We start from the raw sequence: 15,662 nt of genomic DNA on the forward strand, positions 1-15,662 counted from the left end.
TGTTGCTTTAAAGACACTTGAACGGACTTTTACTCATTAGAATTCCGTGTAAAGAAAAGAAGAACAGAAAAATCGTTGTGTAACAAATTTGTTTCTGAAATGTTGTATTATCATTCCTTTGAGTCTCAGGATGTGGCTCTTGTTCATCATCATTTGGAATCAGTAATGAAACTTTTACACTCACTTCTCTATTTCTTAGTTTCTTTTTGTGCCTTCTTGGCTTTCGGAAACGAACTTGAAAACCAATTTTCAGACTGCGAATCTAATCAAGTGGTACTCAATATCATGACAGATAAGTATGGCGGTGAAACCAGTTGGATCCTAAAAAATGACCACTCTGAAGTTTTATACTCAGGGTATGACTACACTGGATCTGAGTTTTATCAAACCAAAATGTGCTTAGATGATGGAGAGTATCAGTTCACCATTACGGACAGTTATGGTGATGGGATGTGTTGTGACAGTGGCTATGGCTCGTATTTCTTATTGTCTGAATCAGCTCGATTAGCATCAGGTCGTAAGTTTAAGGCAAATCAGACAACGCATTTTGCATTGGAGGGAAAGGCTTCACCTTCGACACTAGACCAATACTACCAATCGACGAACGATAAAACAGGTTATGAATTAAAAACAGAGCTATTCCAGATCATTAGGCATCATCAAAGCCGCGGTTATTCGGCGATATGGGCGTTAATCAATAACGCGGACAAGGATCGTTATTACGAAAAAGATCACTCTGTGCTTGATATGTATACAGAGTCTCCACTGGAGAGAGACTCGGTTATTTATCAATCAAGAGTGGACCAATGTGGTCAGTATCGAAAGGAGGGGGACTGTTATAATCGCGAACACGCATTTCCAAAAAGTTGGTTTGGGGGGAAAATCGAACCGATGAATTCAGATGCCCACCACATCTTTGCGTCAGATGGTTATGTGAATGGCAAGCGAAGTAATTGGCCATTTGGTGAAGTGAGTGAGAGTGTTTTTGTATCAAAAAATGGTTCTAAATTAGGTTTTTCTAGCAGAGCTTCAAACTATAATGGCAAGGTATTTGAACCAATCGATGAATTTAAAGGGGATTTTGCTCGAGCTTATTTTTATATGGCAACGAGATATCAAGATGTGATTCATCGTTGGGAAAAAAACTCCATGACTTCCGATGCTGTACTCGATGGGAGTAAAGATCGAGTTTTCGAACCTTGGATGCTAGTAACTTTGATACGTTGGCATAAAAATGACCCAGTGAGTCTCAAAGAAAGAGAGCGTAATCAGGCTGTATATCTATTTCAAGGTAACCGTAACCCATATGTCGACCATCCAGAGTTTGTTGAACAAATTTGGAGTAAATAACTAATATATGGGTGTAATATCTTAATCAAATCAATTTACACTTCAGATTTGACTCAATCGGCCGTTATAAATACAAGCGAGAGGTTAAAAATCACTGGCTTGTGATTTAACATACTCTTTCTTCGACTCTTAAGTTGATAGAGATGGCGAGTAGATACGTTACTAACTGCCTTATGGAGGGGAGGGAGAGTATGGTTTTTAAATTCATTGAGATAGCGTATGAGTAGTTTGGGCCTTGGGATCATTGCAACGAGTTTATTACTGATTTTAATCTTCATCTGGATGGTCTCTTTATCTATGCGTAAAAAGCGCTTAGAAACCGAAAAAAAGCAACGTGAAGCCGCCTATCGGCAGGCGATACAGAAAGCAAGACAGCAAGAGCAGCAAGATCGTGAGTTCAAAGCAGAAACTGGCCACGTGCCAACCATACTTTACCTAGCGAAAGAAGCGGAAAAAGGTAACTTAAGTAAAGCTCTGTATTGGTACAAAAAAGCGGCCCACTTAGATAATGTTACAGGCATGTACGGAGTGATCCGCCTGAGTGAACGAATGCGTGATGATATTGTTTTAAAGCAGCAGATTAACTTCTGGCGTCTTGCGATTAAAGGAATTGAGGGAGACCTTGAGGCTAAACTTTCTGCAGGAACAGCGCTTGTTACTGGCTCTGGAGTAGAAAAAAACATCGCAAAAGGTATTGAATGGATAGAAGGGGCTGCTACGGAAGGCTACCTTCCTGCGATAATTTATATGGGAGAGTGGCAAAGCTCACCACAGAATGCGCATCCTAAACCAAATGATGCACTATCTTGGTTTGTGAAAGCAGTAGAGCAAGGCAGTACGGAAGGAAAAATTAACCTTGCCCGGTGTTATTTGCAGGGTATTGGTGCTCAACACAGTTTGTTGAATGGTCGTTATTGGCTAGAAAGAGCAGCGGAAGATGGTCACGTTGAAGCAATGTATCTTGCTGGTGAAGCGTGGCTTGAGCAAGAAGACACTGGTAAGTTTATCGCATACATATGGCTGTTTTTATCCACGAGCCTCGGTTTCGATAAGGCAAGACCCTTACGTGATGATGTTGCGAGTCAAATCGGGATTGATGTTGTCGTTGGTCTTCAATCTATTGCTAAGCCAATTTTGCACAAGCTGTCATCTGGAGCGTTAAAACCTCATACAATCATTAGAGCTTTAGATAAGATTTACAAACGAGTTCCTTTTACTCCTAGCGAAGTGGTCGGTGTGCAAGAGTTTCAATCAAACGCACCTGAGAGTTTTGAAGAGAATTTAACTTCTATCAATGATCAACAAAACAGCAGTAAGCTTGAAGAAAAGCCCTTGTCAAAGGATGCTCTGGATTTTACCCACACTTTCCTGCAACCCCAGCAGACTAAGCCCCCTCAGTTTTAATTTAAAATGAAGTGTATTGGCACGTTCCAATTTCCTGATTAGTAAGTGTCAACCTTATTTAGGACGGGTCAGCTAGAATAAAAAAGGGAAGCGATGGTCGCTTCCCTTTTGTATTGAGCAGTGGTTGGATTAATCCTGCTCTTTCTCTTGTGCATTAGGCTGCTTCTGTATCTCGTTTTCAGCCATTGTTTGGGCCTCACCTTTTACGATTTTCGCTTTAGCAAGGGCTTGTGCTTCAGATACCGTTTGCTCTTTTGCTTTCTTTCGTTGTTCTGACAGACAAACAGCAGCAGTAAATACTACGTCAGTAGAACTATTCAGTGCAGTTTCAGCAGAATCTTGAATGACACCGATAATAAAGCCAACAGCAACAATTTCCATTGCGATATCATTTGAAATACCAAATAAGCTACATGCCATTGGGATAAGCAATAATGAACCACCTGCCACACCCGAAGCGCCACAAGCAGAGACAGCAGCAACAAGACTCAGGAGTAAAGCCGTCATAATATCAACTTCAATGCCTAGAGTATGAACAGCTGCGAGCGTTAGAGTCGTGATCGTAATTGCGGCACCACCCATGTTAATTGTGGCACCCAGTGGAATAGAAACAGAGTACGTGTCTTCATCCAAGCCTAACTTTTCACATAGGGCCATATTCACAGGAATGTTGGCAGCACTTGAACGTGTGAAAAATGCAGTGACTCCACTCTCACGTAAGCATCGGAAGATCAATGGATAAGGGTCTTGCCCTGTTTTGAAATATACAATTGCAGGATTGACAATCAAGGCAATGACAAGCATTGAGCCGACCAAAACACCTAATAGATGCAAATAATCTATTAGAGCACTAAATCCTGTTGTTGCAAAGGTTGAAGCTACTAAGCCAAAAATACCAAATGGTGCGAGTCGGATGATGAAGCGTACAATATGAGAAACACTTTGGCTAAGATCTTCAAAAACGGCTTTAGTGGTATCTGAAGCATGATGCAGAGCAAGACCTAAGCCTACCCCCCAAGCCAGAATGCCGATGTAGTTTGCTTCAACTAAAGCATTCACCGGGTTATCGACCAACTTAAACAGTAAGGTTTTTAGTACTTCAGTAATGCCTTGAGGTGGTGTTACGCCAGACGCTGCTTGATGAAACTCTAGAGTGGTAGGGAAAAGGAAGCTAAGAGCAACAGCGGTCAGAGCAGCAAAAAAGGTACCAGCTAAATAAAGAACAACGATTGGTCGCATGTAAGTATGCTGGTTTTTCTTTTGGTTAGCGATAGAGGCTGCAACCAAAATAAAGACTAAAACTGGTGCGATGGCCTTTAAGGCTCCAACAAAGAGACTTCCAAGGATACCGATGCCTTTAGCACTTTCTGGTGCGGCTACTGCAAGTATCGCTCCCAGTAAAATACCTATAAGGATTTGATAAACAAGGTTGCCACGGAAAAACCGCGCAACAAGGCTGTTGTTTTGCATACTTCATTCCTGCAATCAAATGATAAGTTTTCTTCATCGTTATGAGTTATCAGCCCCGAGTGAGAGGAGCTAGTCACTCATATGAAGAAGATATGTTTAATTATTTTTTATAAAATCAGCCATAATTTTGCTGAATAACATATATATTAACTGGCTTATATTTTGTGTCTAGTTTTAGTTGTTAGTTATTTTAATAAAATGTTAAATAAATCATTGTTAGAAAAGGGTTTTCTTCAGAAAAAGTAATTTATACCCAAGTAAATTCAAGATGCTTGCTCTTAATGGTTAATACTTAAGGCTTAATGTAAGGGGACTAAACTAGGGAGGAGAGTTAATTAAGCGCGAAAAGGTTGCTCTTCAGTATAAGCTATGAGGCTATCTGCTCAAGCCTTTCAGAAGGCTTGAGCATCGATACTTTAATGGTGATATTAATGATTCATATGTTTCTTCATACCAGCCATGACTTTTTTCACTGGTGCTTTGAAAGTTTGCTTTTCACCGTTGCTGTAAGTCAGGTTAACGTCGATCGTTTCACCTTCTGTAAGTGGTTTTACTAAGTCAAAAAGCATAATGTGTAAACTGCCTGGCTTGAGCGTTGTGCTGCTTCCAGCAGCTAGAGTGATATGATCGACTTGACGCATTTTCATCATATCTCCGTCTTTGATGACATCGTGCAATTCTACTTTGCCAGCCGCAGGTGTTTCAGCAGCTACGATATCAATATTCTCTTTACCTTCATTCGCAAATGTGACGAAAACTGCACTGGTCGCAGCGCCAGGAGCCATTGCACGAGCATAAGGGTCTTGTACTGTTATGTCCGCTTTTGCATGAGCAAATGAACTCAATAGTAGAACATTTAATGCGATGGCTTTGACGACGTTTTTAGCTTTCATTAGGTTTTCCTTTAGCAGTCAATTTTGAAATGGCGTCAACGATTGGCGCTGGCGTCAGGGTATGCGGTACTTTTGTTATAAGCGTACCGTCTGGCTTTAGAAAGTAGAAGTATGAGCTATGGTCAAGGGTATACTTTAATTCAGAGTTTTCGAGAGTCGTTTTGCGAAAAAGTACACCATACTTATGCGCCAGAGGCGTCGTGATATCTAAGGGGGCAGAGAGGCCTTCAATCATCGGGTGAAAGTAATGGGCATATTGTGCTGACGTTTCTGCATTATCGCGTTCTGGATCCAGTGAAATGAAAATTGGTCGGAAGGACTTTTGTTGTTCTTCACTAATTTGGTTCAGTGCACCAGCTAGCATGGCTAAGGAAGTCGGGCAAACATCTGGACAGCGAGTAAATCCGAAGTAAACAATACGAATTCTAGTATCATCAGTATCAAAAATATCAACGGCTTGATTGTTTTCACCCATTAATACACTACTAGGTTCTGAAATCGATTGTTTTGGCTGCACTTCGGTGGCTGGCTTATCCGTTATATATGCTTGGATGGCAAAACCTAAAACAAAAGTCACCACAAGCAGTAGGGCCCATTTACGGTTCATTCCAATTCCTTATTTTTTCATTGTTATAGCAGGATGGAGGGTCGTACTTCCGTCAGAAAGTTCACCGATCCATATCATCGAGTCTTGTGTGCAGATAGGCAGCACAATTTCCCCTACAAATGTATTTTGAGGGGTTCGGTGTAATGTAAACTGAGGTTTTCCCATTTCCATGTCATAGCCTCTTAATGTAAGAACAAGTTGCGATTGTGTGGTATTCGGCCACTCAACTTCAATTTTGAATGGCTTAAAAGGCGTCGCGAAGTCAGCATGGCTTATCATGACAATATTTTGCTGTACACACGGTGTTGTAGATAGCATGCAGTAAGCGTTTAGGGGGGTGACATCTGTTTTAGAGGTTAAACTCTCCCAAGCACTTGGAGCAAAGTACCCAGCGATAAGCATCAAGACAACGACAGCAAGTTGTAACACTTTCATCGAGATAGCGTCTTACAATATTTACATTTTTATATCGTAACATATAAAAACATTGAATCAGAGATATTGTTAATAAATTGACTCATTTGTCACTAAAAATGGAGAATACTAATAGTTAAAGGTCAATTAGTGTTCGAATTTAACAATTTCTAGCCTTATACCCAAGTATCATGACGTTACTTGGGTATAAGCAGAGGTTACTTGTTGGCAAACCTTTCTAGGCTAAGTACAAGGCCAATAGCAGCAAGCATCATAATAATCGCTAATCCTAATTGTGCTGGCTGAGTCGTGATTTGCTCAAACTCCGCTGGGGTAAGGTTATGCTGCAATAGTGGGACTTGTTCTCCGTGGGAGTTAGTTCGCCACGTGATCGTTTCTTTCCAAGGCCAAATTTTAGGTAAGGTACCTATCATAAGCCCAGTTAGGAACATCAAAGTAAAATCACGTAACTTTTTGAGTAACCATGAGAGTAGGTGTGAGAAAGATAGAAGCCCAATGATGCAGCCGCTCAAGAAGAGGAGTAATACGTCTATTTGCAAACCTTTAACCGCTGCCAAAATAGGGGTATACATCCCTATAAGTAACAAAATGAAACTACCGGAAATGCCTGGCAGGATCATCGCACAAATAGCAATAGCACCTGCAAAAACGATATTGATGGTTGAAGGTTCCATATGAAGTGGCTTTAAGACGGTAATGCTGTAGGCAAATACGACGCCAATACACAAGGTAAGGAAACGGGTTAAGTCACGTTGCTCAACTTGACGAATAATATGGTAGACAGACACCAAAATTAAACCAAAGAAAAACGACCAGATAGGAATCGGATGCGTTTCTAACAGCCAAGTAATCAACTTCGCTAAAGTTGCAATGCTGGTGAAAATACCAGCAAACAGTGAAAGAAGGAAAAAACCGTTAATATGTTGAAAGGCTGCTTTTGTTCCATTTTTTTTCCAAAGAGAAAAAAGTGCTGGGTTAATACGTCGAATGCTTTCAAGTAAGGTATCGTAAATACCTGTAATGAAAGCAATGGTACCGCCAGAAACGCCGGGAACCACGTCTGCAGCTCCCATCGCCATTCCTTTAAAAAAGGTGATTAGATAATTCATTGCTCAAATAATTAAATGGTATAGGTGGTATGAGTATACAAATATTACGCAGAAAAAAGTATGAAAGAGTAAAGCAAGCTTCAGTATTATGTACCGCTAGCCCAGTTGATCGTTTGCCTTTAGTTGAATTAGTAACACTTTTGCCACTTCTGTACTTTTTTTTGCATTTTGCTTTGTTTCTTTGCATTTTGCTTTTGCATTTTGCAATGCTCTTTCAGTTGATAATGAATTAGTGTGATGCGAATCACTAAAAAATGTATTCACAACATGGCATGATTAATGCATAATGTTTTTCGACCCTTACTAAGCCGAGGGTCACCTAGCCAACTGACGTTGTTAGTGAATGAATATTGTTCACATTATATATAAGCCAATCGCGTTTCTTGCGGTTGGCTATTTTTTTATCTCAACGTAAGTGCAACCAACTTCTTATCTTGTTTGCATTTTGCACTGATCTTGATTTATTCATCAAAAAAACTTGTTGCATTGGTATCACTGAGTATGAGTGTTATCGGATGAAGAAGATTGCGTTAGCCGTAGTAATTGTTTTGCTATTTGAATCGCTTGTTTTCTTTCTGTGATACTTAGCTTTTGATATAGGTTACGTATATGCGTTTTAACGGTGGTTCCTGCGATATCTAGCTTCTGTGCAATTTGTTCATTTTTTACACCAGAATATATAAGCCCTAAAACTTGCCATTCTCTCTGAGTCAGAGGGCTGGTTTTTATGCAGCTTGGTATATCTGGATGTTGGAGCAATTGTTTAATCAATGCCTGACTAAAAGAGATATCGCTTTCAGTTTTATGTCTATTGTGGGTTGATGGGCTCTCTGTAAGCTGGCCTACTTTTCTCTTTAACTTTTTAGCTTCGATAAGTGGCGAAAATAAGTGACCAATTACATGTTTATCATAGAGAAGTTCGCCGATGATGATGTTGTTAGGATCGACATCTATGATTTTGTGTAGTATTGATATGGCTTGCTGTTCATTATTTTGTTGTAAAGCCAGGACGGCTTCTATAACTGAGTTTCGTCTGAAATCGGTTAGCAACTGATGACGCTTTGCTTCTTCTTGCAGAAAATCAATGACCTGATGAGCTTTTTCCCAGTGATGTAAACTGATGTAGGCTCGAGCAACATTGCGCCATTGTAGTTGCTGGAAGTGGTTTGTTGCCTCTTTGGGCTTTATCGCCTGCTCAAGCCAACTTTGAATCGCTTTGGTGTCTTTTTTCTTTTGCCAATAAAGTAATAAAGATAGAGAAGCATTAGCAACCCAGTCTGCGTGATAAAGAGAGTGTTGCATCAGCTGTTGTATATGTTCAACAACGTTGCTTGCGCGATCAAGGTCTCCTCTTAAGAGAGAAGTTCTGGCTAACATAGAATAGCAATGTAAGTGGTTACTTTGGTTTTCACCTATGATACTAAGGCCTTTTTGGATACAAACATCTGCTTCGTCCAACTGATTCCAAGAGCAGTAAAGTTGAGCTCTCAAGCGGAGAAGAAATTCATGCAGGGGGATGTGTTGTAGCTGTTGTTCTTCTATCAGACGGAATGCCGTGTTTTGAAGCTCATAGGCAGTTTGAAAGTCACCTCTAGCGACCATGATTTCGCTTTGCTGAAGAATTGCCCAAAGAACTTGGTGGTACACTTGATGCTGGCGAGCCAATTTTTCAGTTTGTTGCATTATGGACAGGGCTTGATCCAGTCGTCCTAGTACATGGTTAACCTCTCCAATGACTGAAATTGCAACGATTCGGCTGAGATATACCGTGGAGTCTAATTGACTTAACGCTTGTTCGGCTAATATAAGTGCTCTTTGAGGGTCATTGCTATTGATGGCAACTTGAGCAAGTAATGCGTTCGATTGACCTTGGTAGTTAGTCCCTAGAGTAATGTTTCGTTTTAGGTGCTCAACTTCTGCATGAGAAAGTAGTTCAGAAACTTGATCAAAGCGGTGCTGACTTTGCGCTAACCATGCTTGTAGAATGGACAGTTTCGGATGATGATAGAGAAGATCGCGATCAAGTTGATCTATAGTACTTTCTAGCTCAGTGAGTGCGCCTTGATGAAACATTTTCCAGCCATAGCCTTCGAGTATCTCAATGATTAAGTCAGAGTCCTTTGTTTGTTGAGCATGAGCAAGTGCCCGGTATGGATTTTCTTGTTCCACCCATGCCAGTGCGGCCTGATGGTGCAGTGTCTTCTCTAATTGAGGGAGACGAGTTAAACGTTGGTGAGACAAAAACTCTGCAAATAAATTATGAAAGCGATACCAGTTTTGCTCTCCTTCTAGAGGGTATATAAACAACCCATAGCGGTTGAGTGATTCAAGCATGCTCAAACTATCGGCTCGTTGCGTTAAAGTAAGCACTAACTTTTCGTTGAAGTGTTCTAGAACGGAAACTTGCATTAAAAAGTGTTGTATGTCCGAGTCTAAAAGTTCAAACACTTCTTCCATTAAGTAATCCCATACATGGCAAGGGTCAAATGGATAGTTCGTGATAACATCTTGGGTGAAAAGAGGGCTTTGCATTGGTGTTTGCAGAGCGATGAGCTGGAGAGCAGAAGGCCAACCTTCGACATAATGACAAATATCTCTGGCTTGTATTTTGTTCACTTTATTGTTGCGTTGATTAAAAAAACGCAACGTTTCTTCCTGATTGAATGCTAATTTAGAACTGTCAATTTCCAGTAATAAGCCATGCACACGGAGGTTAGCTGTCCCTAGAGGTAAGGCTGCTCTGCTTGTCACAACGAGCGTGAGGTTGTCCGGTATATGCTTTATAAAGAAGCGCATCGATTCATGAATCTGAAGGTTTTTGATTAAGTGGTAATCATCCAAGACAAGGTAACAAGGTTGCTTAAATCGTGTTATCACAGCAACGATTTCGCTAACTAGTGCATTTGGTGAGTGGTATTGACGCTTTTCAGTGAGCTTTTTTACTTTTTCAAAATGACCTTTTGTCGCTTTATTGAGGGCTTGGACGAAATAGCTCATAAAGTAAAACTCATCATTATCGTTTATATCGATACTGAACCAACCAACATGAGCCTTATCCGCTAACCATTGAGTGACGATGGTGGTTTTGCCATACCCTGCGGGCGAACGGAAGAGCACTAATTTATTATTCGATGCTTGTCTGAGAAGCTTTAATAGACGTGGGCGTGTAATCGAATGTTGTGAATGGCTTGGACGAATAAGCTTTGATGGTATCCACATTCGTCATGATGTCCTTATCTGAGCAACGTCAATGTTGTCACTTTATTGAGTGAAAGTGAAAATTGCGTGAAAGTAAAAGTTTAGTGTTATCCCCAGTCGCTTGGAGTCACTTAGGTATCGCCATGTTACGTTATCAACATTATGCCTGAATTGATCCACTTCCTAATTTTTGCCCACTTATATGACTTTGATTAACTACGCCCTAAATATGCGATCAAGCTCTCTTTTTTGTCCGAGGTAGATGTGAATTACATTCTATGTTGCACTAAATAAGGCACTTTGCCCCTTAGATCGTCGACTATCTTTACTCAAGTCTTTAAGGTCACTTGGGTAGATAACTCGATTCATTTTTTCTACGCCCCCTTAGGTTGGTGATCTCATCCCCCCAATGAACATGGTCAGGGATGATGTGTGTTTGGTATTACCGATGCACGATATTTGGTATGCATATGAACAAGGACAATAAGGACTGTTTTATGAAACCAATTCAACAAAAAAAATTTGATAAAGAAGCGTTTCAAGCGAGTGTGCGTAAGCATTTATCTGTGAGTTATGCTCAAACTCCTGCTCGTGCTGATAATAGAGCATGGTACCTCGCTATGGGGCGTGCATTGGCGGAGTTTACAACATGTGACTTACTTGCAACCGAGGCAGACCCAAGAATTCAGCAAGCCAAAAGCGTGAACTATCTTTCTTTAGAATTTCTTATCGGACGATTAACGGGAAATAACCTAATTAGCATGGGTATCTATGAGTCTGTGGCAGAAGCAATGGAAGAATTAGGCCACTCAATCTCTGATTTACTCGAGGAAGAGCGTGACCCCTCGTTAGGCAATGGTGGTTTAGGTCGTTTAGCGGCTTGCTATATGGATTCGTGTGCAGCACAAGAGTTTCCCACGGTTGGCTATGGGCTCCATTATGAATATGGCTTATTCAAACAATCTTTTAAACAAGGCAGGCAGCAAGAAGCACCAGACTCTTGGCGAGGTATTGAAGGTTACCCGTGGGAGGTTGCACGACCTGAGCTGGCTCAAGAGATCGGATTCTACGGTCATGTTGAAACAGTGAGCCATGAGGGAGAACAGGTCCGAAGATGGGTGCCTAGTATGAATGTAAAAGCCATGCCTTGGGATCTACCCATTGTTGGCTATGAGTCGGATACGGTTTACCCTCTTCGTCTTTGGGAATGTCGAGCGATTGCCCCGTTTTCATTGGAGAGCTTTAATAACGGGGATTATTTTGAGGCGCAGCATGCTCTTATCGATGCGGGGAACATTACCAAAGTTTTATATCCAAATGATAATCATCAAAAAGGTAAAACACTTCGTCTCATGCAGCAATACTTCCATTCTGCTGCATCGATTCGCGACATTTTACGTCGCCACGAAGCGCTAGGTTATGCAATAGAAGACTTACCCAAACAAGAGACGATTCAACTCAATGATACACATCCATCGATTGCTATTCCGGAGTTGATGCGAATTTTGATTGATGAAAAAGGTCTGCAATGGGAGAAAGCATGGGCAATAAGTTCTAAGACCTTTGCCTATACCAACCATACCTTATTGCCTGAGGCGTTGGAGACATGGCCAGAATCATTGATTCAGCATTTGTTGCCACGTCATATGGAAATTATTTATGAAATCAATCATCGCTTTTTACAAGAAGTCAGATCGATGTGGCCGGGTGATGTGTCGAAGCAACAGAAACTGTCTATTATAGAGGACGGCTTTCATCGCATGGTTCGTATGTCTAATTTGTGTGTTATTGGCTCTTATGCGGTTAATGGTGTGGCTGCCCTTCACTCTGATTTGGTCAAAAAAGATCTGTTTCCTGAGTTTCATCAAATGTTCCCGACTCGGTTACATAATGTCACTAACGGCATCACTCCGCGTCGTTGGTTGAAGTTCTGTAACCCAGGTTTATCACAACTTATCACTCAAAAAATAGGCTCCGAGTGGCCTGTAAAGCTAGAGCAACTAGAAGCGATTGCACATTTCGCTACGGATGAGGCATTCCAGAAAGCGTTCATGGCCGTCAAGAAGAATAATAAAATTCGTTTGGCGAATTGGGTCAAAGATAATATGGGGATTGAGCTGGATTCGAATGCGATTTTCGATGTACAGATTAAACGTCTGCATGAATACAAGCGTCAGCACCTTGACTTACTGCATGTATTATCTCTTTATTATCGCATTCTCAATGAGCCTAAGTTTGAGTGTACACCTCGTGTTGTGTTCTTCGCAGCGAAAGCCGCTCCTGGCTATCATCTTGCGAAAGAAATCATCTTTGCCATCAACAAGATTGCAGAAAAAATCAATAATGATCCCCGAATTGGTGGCTTACTTAAAGTGGTGTTTACTCCGGATTACCGAGTCAGCATGGCGGAACTCATTATCCCTGCTGCTGATGTGTCACAACAAATCTCCTTGGCTGGTAAAGAGGCTTCGGGCACGGGCAACATGAAGTTAGCACTGAATGGGGCATTGACCATTGGTACGATGGATGGGGCGAATGTCGAGATCCGTGAGGAAGTGGGAGAGGAAAATATTTACATCTTTGGCTTAAATGTTGAAGAAGTGAAAGCGTTGAAAGCGAAAGGATATAACCCGTTTGATTATTATCATGCTGATCCACTATTGAAAGCTTCTATGGAGTTATTACTTGGTGAAGAGTTTTCTCCAGGTCAGCCTGGCCTGCTTCGTGCGACCTATGACAGTCTGCTCGATGGCGGTGATCCTTACTTATGTCTGGCGGATTTTGCTTCTTACATCGAGGCACATGAAGATATGGAGAAGCAATACAGAGATCAGTCGGGATGGGCAAAGAAAGCGATCCTTAATACGGCTTTGATGGGCAAATTTACCTCTGATCGTTCGATCAGAGATTACGTCAATCATATCTGGAAACTAGAGGCAGTGAAGCGATGAAAGCTCAGACAGTATTACAAAAAGCAGCCGAGAGTGCGCAATTATCTGAGCGTTATGTTAATGCTTGGGGGGAAGAGGTGAGTGTTCCACACACCACGTTAATCTCACTGCTCTCATCATTAGGTTATGATGTTACTAATGAAGAAACACTATTAAAGTCATTGGAGAAAAAGCAGAAAAAAGAGGTATTAGCGCCGGTTCTAGTGCTTCGAGATAATGAACCTATCGAGATCGAATTAAACCTAGGAAAGAGTGCTCGAGACAGTGATTTCAGTTGGCGTTTGAATACAGAGCAAGGGGAGTGTTTTGAAGGTTATCTGCAGTCTCAGATAATTCTGGATGAACGTGCACAAGGAGGAGGGCTCGTCTTCTCTTTACCTCAATCTTTGCCTTGGGGATATCATAAGCTAACGCTGTTCCGTAAACGCCGGAAGGCGCCTTATGAGATGTCTTTGATCATCACCCCTCAAACCTGTTTTAAGCAAGCCGCTTTAGAGCAAGACAAGAAACTTTGGGGACCTAGCATTCAGCTTTATACCCTTCGTTCGGTACATAATTGGGGAATAGGAGATTTTGGTGACTTGAAGCAGCTTGTCAGCGATATCGGATCTAGAGGAGGTGATTTTATTGGTTTAAATCCAATTCATTCTCTTTTTCCAGCTAACCCAGAGAGTGCCAGTCCTTATAGCCCTTCTTCTCGTCGCTGGCTGAATATCATGTATATCGATGTGAGTTCTGTTCCAGAGTTTGTGTTGAGTACACCGGCACAACAGCAGGTTGGTAGTACAGATTTCCAACAGCGCTTGCGAGCGGTCCGAGAATCACATTGGGTGAACTATTCTGAAGTCTCTGCTCTAAAGATGAGTGTACTGCCTTTGCTATACCAAGAGTTTAAGGTGCGCCATTTGGATAACAGCACCAGCCGAGCTCAAGCCTTTTTAGACTTTGTTGAACAAGGTGGAGAAAGTTTGTTATGTCATGCCACGTTTGACGCCTTACATAGCAGTTTAAGAGCGAAAGACTCAGAAGTTTGGGGCTGGCCTGTTTTCCCAGATAAATATCGTAAGTTTGAAGCAGTAGCGACGCAAAAGTTCATTAAAGAAAACCATGATACAGTCCACCTTTATATGTATTTACAGTGGATAGCAGATGAGCAAATCAGAGAAGCACAAGTACTTGCGACGGAAAAAGGTATGCAAGTTGGGCTTTATCGTGATCTTGCTGTTGGTGTTGCGGATTCTGGCAGTGAAGCGTGGGTAGATCATGGATGCAACTTAGTGTTAGGTGCCAGTATCGGTGCGCCGCCAGATATTCTTGGACCACAGGGACAGAATTGGGGGTTACCTCCTTTCAATCCTCAAGCGCTTGAGTCAACAGGCTTTGAGGCTTACATTCAGTTATTACGTGCCAATATGAAGTACTGTGGTGCGCTTCGGATTGACCATATCCTTGGCTTACTTCGTTTGTGGTGGATTCCAAAAGGGCAAAAAGCAACAGAAGGGGCTTATTTGTATTATCCCGTTAAGCAGATGCTTTCTATTCTTGCTTTGGAATCTCATCGTCAGCAATGCTCGGTTATTGGGGAAGATCTCGGAACGGTTCCCGAAGAAATCGTCACGCTTCTTCAAGAAGCTGGAGTGTATTCGTACAAGGTCTTCTTTTTTGAAACCTCGGAGCATGACGGCGGGTTCATTTCACCAAAACACTACGCAGCTCAAGCAATGGCTACACTGTGTACCCATGATATGCCAACCCTACGTGGCTTTTGGCATTGTGATGATTTAAAAATTGGGCAAGAGATTGGTTTATATCAAGATAAACCACAACTCGATGGTTTATTTGATGATCGCCTGAACTGTAAGCAAGGTATTTTAGATAGTGTCTTTGGCCATGGTTATTTACCAGAAGGCGTTGGTCGCGACGCACAATACGTCCCAATGGATGGGCACTTAGCAGAAGCTTTGCAACTTCACCTTGCAGCCGGAAACAGTGCGTTTTTGAGTGTACAGCTCGAAGATTGGTTAGAAATGGACAAACCGGTCAATATTCCAGGTACGGTCGATGAATACCCCAACTGGCGACGCAAGTTATCTATCAATCTTGACGAAATTTTTAGCCGTGAACAAGTTAATAGCTTGGCACAGCGCTTAACGGAAGTGAGAGCTCAGGTGGCGTCGTAGAATGGGAGTTATCTTCGGCTGCCAGTTCAATGAGTCGCCTCGAGAGAGCAATTATTGTCTAAAGT

General features: G+C 41.7%; 8 protein-coding genes and 2 pseudogenes. 4 read left to right on the plus strand and 6 right to left on the minus strand.

What is annotated here, in order from left to right:
* Nucleotides 1-255 precede the first annotated feature (255 nt).
* A pseudogene (locus BS333_RS14540) lies at nucleotides 256-1,350 on the plus strand (HNH endonuclease signature motif containing protein); the annotation flags it as partial.
* Between the two features lie 219 nt (nucleotides 1,351-1,569).
* On the plus strand, nucleotides 1,570-2,754 hold the full coding sequence (locus BS333_RS14545; RefSeq protein WP_021708363.1) for a tetratricopeptide repeat protein: 1,185 nt from the start codon (nucleotides 1,570-1,572) through the stop codon (nucleotides 2,752-2,754).
* Between the two features lie 261 nt (nucleotides 2,755-3,015).
* Here BS333_RS14545 and sstT read toward each other — a convergent pair.
* From sstT to malT, 6 genes and pseudogenes are all read right to left on the minus strand, one after another.
* Nucleotides 3,016-4,224: pseudogene (sstT, locus tag BS333_RS14550) on the minus strand (serine/threonine transporter SstT); the annotation flags it as partial.
* Between the two features lie 428 nt (nucleotides 4,225-4,652).
* Nucleotides 4,653-5,117 (minus strand): copper chaperone PCu(A)C, encoded by a 465-nt coding sequence (locus BS333_RS14555; RefSeq protein ID WP_021708365.1) that lies wholly within the window; start codon nucleotides 5,115-5,117, stop codon nucleotides 4,653-4,655.
* The gene (locus BS333_RS14560; RefSeq protein WP_021708366.1) at nucleotides 5,107-5,724 is read right to left on the minus strand and encodes an SCO family protein; all 618 of its coding nucleotides are present in this window, start codon (nucleotides 5,722-5,724) and stop codon (nucleotides 5,107-5,109) included. The genes BS333_RS14555 and BS333_RS14560 overlap by 11 nt, the downstream gene beginning before the upstream one ends.
* Nucleotides 5,725-5,733: 9 nt before the next feature.
* Nucleotides 5,734-6,159 (minus strand): hypothetical protein, encoded by a 426-nt coding sequence (locus tag BS333_RS14565; RefSeq protein WP_021708367.1) that lies wholly within the window; start codon nucleotides 6,157-6,159, stop codon nucleotides 5,734-5,736.
* A 197-nt stretch (nucleotides 6,160-6,356) separates the two neighbouring features.
* Nucleotides 6,357-7,268 carry a polyprenyl-phosphate transporter gene (locus tag BS333_RS14570; protein ID WP_033003256.1) on the minus strand — a complete coding sequence of 304 codons (912 nt, stop codon included), beginning with the start codon at nucleotides 7,266-7,268 and terminating at the stop codon, nucleotides 6,357-6,359.
* A 492-nt stretch (nucleotides 7,269-7,760) separates the two neighbouring features.
* Entirely contained in the window at nucleotides 7,761-10,487 is a 2,727-nt protein-coding gene (malT, locus tag BS333_RS14575; protein WP_021708369.1) for an HTH-type transcriptional regulator MalT, read from the minus strand.
* Nucleotides 10,488-10,963: 476 nt separating this feature from the next.
* Here malT and BS333_RS14580 point away from each other — a divergent pair, with 476 nt between their 5' ends.
* Nucleotides 10,964-13,417: a glycogen/starch/alpha-glucan phosphorylase gene (locus BS333_RS14580; RefSeq protein ID WP_021708370.1), complete on the plus strand. Its 2,454-nt coding sequence runs from the start codon at nucleotides 10,964-10,966 to the stop codon at nucleotides 13,415-13,417.
* A complete protein-coding gene (gene malQ / locus BS333_RS14585) occupies nucleotides 13,414-15,597 on the plus strand; it encodes a 4-alpha-glucanotransferase (protein ID WP_021708371.1) in 2,184 nt (727 codons plus the stop codon). The genes BS333_RS14580 and malQ overlap by 4 nt, the downstream gene beginning before the upstream one ends.
* The last annotated feature ends 65 nt before the right edge of the window (nucleotides 15,598-15,662 follow it).

Source organism: Vibrio azureus (assembly GCF_002849855.1).
Classification (GTDB): domain Bacteria; phylum Pseudomonadota; class Gammaproteobacteria; order Enterobacterales; family Vibrionaceae; genus Vibrio; species Vibrio azureus.

Excerpts from the sequence above, each read along its gene's own strand:
- BS333_RS14545 (WP_021708363.1), top strand. The coding sequence starts at position 1,570 with ATGAGTAGTTTGGGCCTTGGGATCATTGCAACGAGTTTATTACTGATT.
- BS333_RS14555 (WP_021708365.1), bottom strand. The coding sequence starts at position 5,117 with ATGAAAGCTAAAAACGTCGTCAAAGCCATCGCATTAAATGTTCTACTA.
- BS333_RS14560 (WP_021708366.1), bottom strand. The coding sequence starts at position 5,724 with ATGAACCGTAAATGGGCCCTACTGCTTGTGGTGACTTTTGTTTTAGGT.
- BS333_RS14565 (WP_021708367.1), bottom strand. The coding sequence starts at position 6,159 with ATGAAAGTGTTACAACTTGCTGTCGTTGTCTTGATGCTTATCGCTGGG.
- BS333_RS14570 (WP_033003256.1), bottom strand. The coding sequence starts at position 7,268 with ATGAATTATCTAATCACCTTTTTTAAAGGAATGGCGATGGGAGCTGCA.
- malT (WP_021708369.1), bottom strand. The coding sequence starts at position 10,487 with ATGTGGATACCATCAAAGCTTATTCGTCCAAGCCATTCACAACATTCG.
- BS333_RS14580 (WP_021708370.1), top strand. The coding sequence starts at position 10,964 with ATGAAACCAATTCAACAAAAAAAATTTGATAAAGAAGCGTTTCAAGCG.
- malQ (WP_021708371.1), top strand. The coding sequence starts at position 13,414 with ATGAAAGCTCAGACAGTATTACAAAAAGCAGCCGAGAGTGCGCAATTA.